General features: G+C 60.6%; 3 protein-coding genes. All 3 read left to right on the top strand.

The window, feature by feature from the left end:
* Positions 1–573, top strand: a 573-nt coding sequence (locus H5U38_02590) for a hypothetical protein (protein MBC7185900.1), incomplete at its 5' end; no start/stop codon positions are given.
* A gap of 250 nt (positions 574–823) precedes the next feature.
* Positions 824–2,137, top strand: a complete 1,314-nt coding sequence (locus H5U38_02595) for a T9SS type A sorting domain-containing protein (protein MBC7185901.1) — start codon at positions 824–826, stop codon at positions 2,135–2,137.
* Positions 2,138–2,282: 145 nt separating this feature from the next.
* On the top strand, positions 2,283–4,568 hold a 2,286-nt coding region (locus H5U38_02600), incomplete at its 3' end, for a hypothetical protein (GenBank protein MBC7185902.1).

Consider the following 4,568-nt stretch of genomic DNA (forward strand, 5'->3'; position numbering starts at 1 on the left):
GGCGCGGCAGTGAAGTGGATCACGGCGCCCGGCCGCATCGACGACTTTGATTTCGCCGCCGATGGCACCATGTATGCGGGCGGCAAGGGCGATGCTCTCTACAACATCAAGCAGGACGGGAGCGCAACGGCGGTGGCCGACTACCCCAACACCTATATTCGCGCTGTGCGCGTGTTCCAGGACTATGTCTACATTGGCGGCAGGGACGACGCTACCGGCCGTCACTACGTGTGGCGCAACAGAATTCAGCCGGACGGTACCCTTGCCCCAAAAGAGGTCTATTTCGACTGGGGTGCCAAGATCGACACAACCTCCGAGGTGCAGTCCATCACCTTCGCGGCGGATGGGGATCTTTACATCGGCACCAATGCCCCGCAGGCCGTGGTGGTGGTCCACCCGGATGGCTCGTTCGAACCGCTCTATCCCGGAGTGCTGGAACCGGCAAGCAACTACTTGGCATGGGGTAACAGCAACTTCCTTTACATCTGTCGGCGCAGTGACGATCCGAAGAAGAAGGCGGTGCTCAAGGTCAATATGCTCAAGCAGGGCGCGCCCTACTACGGGCGCACGTGATATTTTGCGCGGCGCGAAAGAAATTGCTTGACTTTTTCGCCCAAGTTCGGTATATTGCCGGGTGCGTTGTCTACTCCATCGGGGAAGGATGTTACGGAGCAAATGACGGGTTGCAGGAAGAGGAGGTGGGGACAAGAAGGCACGGGGAAGCGAAAGGAGGTGGTGCGACGGCGACTGACTGCCCCCAAGTGGGGCGAGGGGGAAGCATAGGAGCGTCGGTTGTTGGCAGTAAACGTGGAGGACACGAGCGATGAAGAAGGTACTGTTGACAGTAGCGGCTATGGCTCTCCTGACCTCACTGGCTGCGGCCCAGTGGGTGTTCGACGGCGACTTTGCTTTCAAGCCTCAGCCGCACGGCATTGTCATCACCCCGGACGACAAAGTGTGGATCGGCTGCTATGCCTACACCGACACCTTGGTCCTGCCGAGCGGAACCAAGAAGCCCATCAAGCCCATCTGGATTTTCGACAAGCAGGGCAATGTGGTTGACAAGGTGATCTTTGTCACCAGTGCTGGCAATCCCGACACTTTGTTCAACGGCTGCCGTGGGATGGCGCTGGATCATAACGGCAACGTGCTCTACAGCGCGTACGATGACGTCTGGCGGATCAACTACCAGACCAAGGAGACGATGAACTACGCCTCCCCGAAGCCAGGCGCTTCGTTGACAGAAGCCGCCGAGGATGCCAACGGGTACATCTACATCACCACCGTTTTGAACGGAAACCCAGGCTTCATCTACGACAGCGATTTTGAGCTTTACAGCTACTTCGCCGACACGGTCAAGACCATCCAGCGGAGTGTATTGACCAGTGAGGATGGCAAGGATGTGTACGTCGGCGCCATCTACGCGGCACCGTACCAGGGCGTTCGCCACTACTACAGCCCGGATGGCCCGGATGGCACGTACACCCTTGTGGACACCCTTGGCACCATCTACAGCGGCGCAACCGTGGTGCGCGCCATGTGGGCGCAGTGCCTCGACTGGGACCCCTGGGGCATGATGTGGGTCGGCACCTACTGGGACAATGCTGCCACCGACTTTAAGAGCTGGTACCAGCTGGATCCCAACAAGGGCTTCGCGGTGGTGGACAGCCTGTGCGAACCTGCTGGCAATCCGACCAGCGACCCGAATCCGCCGGTGGGCGGCAAGATCTTCTCGCCGCGCGGTGTTGCCTTCTACGAGGAGGGTGGTGTGTGGTACGCGCTGGCCAACGACTTTGACGGTGGCGTGACCAAGCGCTTCAAGAACCCCAACCCCTACACCGGCATCGTCGAGGTGCGCAACGGCAGCGTGATCCGGGACTATGGGCTGATGCAGAACTACCCGAACCCGTTCAACCCGGTCACGACCATCCCGTTCACGCTGGCCAAGGCCAGCTTTGTGGAGCTCAAGGTCTACGACATGAACGGGCGTGAGATCAAGACCTTGCTCAGCCAGAAGATGAACGAAGGCGAGCACAAGGTCACCTTCGACGCCTCTGGCCTCCCCACTGGCCACTACTTCTACCGGCTGGTGGTTGATGGCAAGATCATGACCAAGTCGATGACCTTGGTGAAGTAGACCGAGTTCACCGTTGGTCGCCCGAGAGGCCGTTGGCAGCGCCCAACGGCCTCTCTTTTTGCCCTATGGGCAATGACGAAATTCGTGCTTGATTTTCCGACAGGCATTGTAGAAATTTGCATAAGGCAACCGGAGGGCATCGAAGATGCGGGCAGGCAAGTGGCAGAGCCATTGGGTTTGGGTCGGGCTGTTGTCCCTGATGCTGGGGGCAGCTGCATGGCGTCCCGCCGCAGGCGGTGGCACCGTGTACCTGGTATTGGGCTCAGATACTGCCATTTGGGACGGGATGGATGTTGCCCGCTACGACTGCCTCTATCGCCTTGACCTCTACACCGACCCGACGCGCAATGCCTACAAGGTCATGGACCCTGCCTATCGCCAGCGCTTTGTGGACTCTTACGGCCAGCCTCTGAAGATGACCTGGTGGATGATGGCCGGCAACATCTTCCGCTACGCGCGCAACACCGACGTCCCCTTGCCGAACATCATGACCATGTACCTGATGAAGAAGTACCACGGCGAGAACGTGATCGCCAACGGCGACGAGCTCTCTCTCCACTACCACACTTTCTTGTGGAGCGACTATGACGGCGATGGTCGCTGGTGGTGGAACCAGGCGCGGACGTTCCTGGAGTGCCGGGACGACTTTGATGTGACTCTCGCCCAGCTGCTGCTTGAGGAGCAAGTTTTTCCGGTCTCGTTTCGCAGCGGCTGGCACTACATGGACAACGACTGGCAGCGCTATCTCAACCAGCTCCTGCCGTTTAGCATGCATAACGACTACCCGGTGCGTGGCGTCGACACCACCGAGCCCTTGGACAATGTGATTGATTGGTCACAGGCGCCGAGCCAGTGGGTGCCGTACCATCCTTCTGAAGAGAACTACCAGATACCGGGCGAGGGCGCAGGATGGAACGTGCGGTCGGCGCACTTTTCGACCACTCTGGCAAGAGGCTATCTGGAAGAGATATTCGCTGAGGCGCATCGGGGGGTCGATCAGGTTGCCTGCATTTGGGGGCATTTGCCGGAGAGCGACTTTTTGGGGAACATTGCCAGGATCGACAGCGCCGCTCACGCCGCTGCCGCTCGTTACCCGGACGTGACCTTTCGCTACTGCACGGCGGTGGAAGCCATGCAGCGCTGGCTGCGCACCGATGATGCCACGCCGCCGACCCTCACGGTGGACATCGTTGGCAGCGGAGGCAATGCCTACCTGCGCATCCGGAGCGATGAGCCCATCTTCCAGCCGCAGCCCGTGGTGGCGTTCAAGGACGTCTACGAAGAATATGGCCTGTTACCCTGTCGTGCCGCGGGGACAAATGTGTGGGAGGCGACCTTGCCAACGCAGAGGCTCGCCAAGGTGGGCGTGGCCGTATGCGACACCGTCGGCAACCAGACGCTAATGGTCCATCGCTTCTTGCCTGATGACCTCTTTTGCGACGATGAAAGCGGCCACCTCATGCCGGTAGCAGGCTCATGGAGTAGCGTCGCGCAGGGGGCGTGGGGGCGCACCGCGCAAAAGGCCACCGTCGCCGCTGGCGACAGCGCCGTGGTGCGCTGGTATCCGCAGTTGGCAGCGGAGGGGGTCTACAACGTCTTTGTGCAGGTGCCGGCGGTGAGCAACCCGGCACCGGAGACGGTGTTTAGGCTCTTTGACCGTGGGGCCTGCGTGGGCGCGACTTTGTTCGAGCAGCCCCTGCGCGCCGGGGAGTGGCACTATCTGGCGACGGCGGCGCTCTCCTCAGGCCCTGAGACTTTCTTGGAAATGGTGGCGCGCGGCGGACAAACAGGAGGGACGGCGGTGGCGGACGTGGCGAAGTTCTCGGCCCTCGTCCGCGATCGGGACCTGCAGGTGCTACCGCCGGTGGTTGACCTTGGGGAGGTGAGCCGTCGCGATACTGTCCGTTTTTCCCTGCAACTGCAGAACAGGGGGGTAGAGGAGCTTACCGTCACTGGGTATGCCTCGGCTGGCGGCGAGCTGTCATGCCCGACGACCTTCCCGCTGCGTATCCCTGCCATGGGCCGGGTGAGGCTACCTGTGCATGCCTTCTGGACGCGGTCAGGAGCGAGGATCGATTCGCTCACCCTTTTCAGCGACGACCAGCGGAAACCACGGCTCACTGTCGCGGTGACGGCGCGCGTGCAGAATTACTTCTTGGTCGTGGACAATGAGGATCAGGGGCACTATGCCGAGTTCGGCGAGTGGCGCTACAGCGTGGCCCAGGCCTATGGGCCGACCAGTCGCTATGCACCGCTGAACCAGACGCCACGTGCCTATGCCACCTTCACCGGGGTTCTCGAAGTTGCCGGCGTCTACGAAGTTTTCGAGATTGTCCCAACCACGGTGAATTCCACCAATAACGCTCTGTACGTGGTGAGCATTGCCGGCATCCCTTTGGACTCGGTGGTGGTGAACCAAAATGCAGGCAGC

Source organism: Calditrichota bacterium (assembly GCA_014359355.1).
GTDB lineage: Bacteria > Zhuqueibacterota > Zhuqueibacteria > JANLFK01 > Oleimicrobiaceae > Oleimicrobium.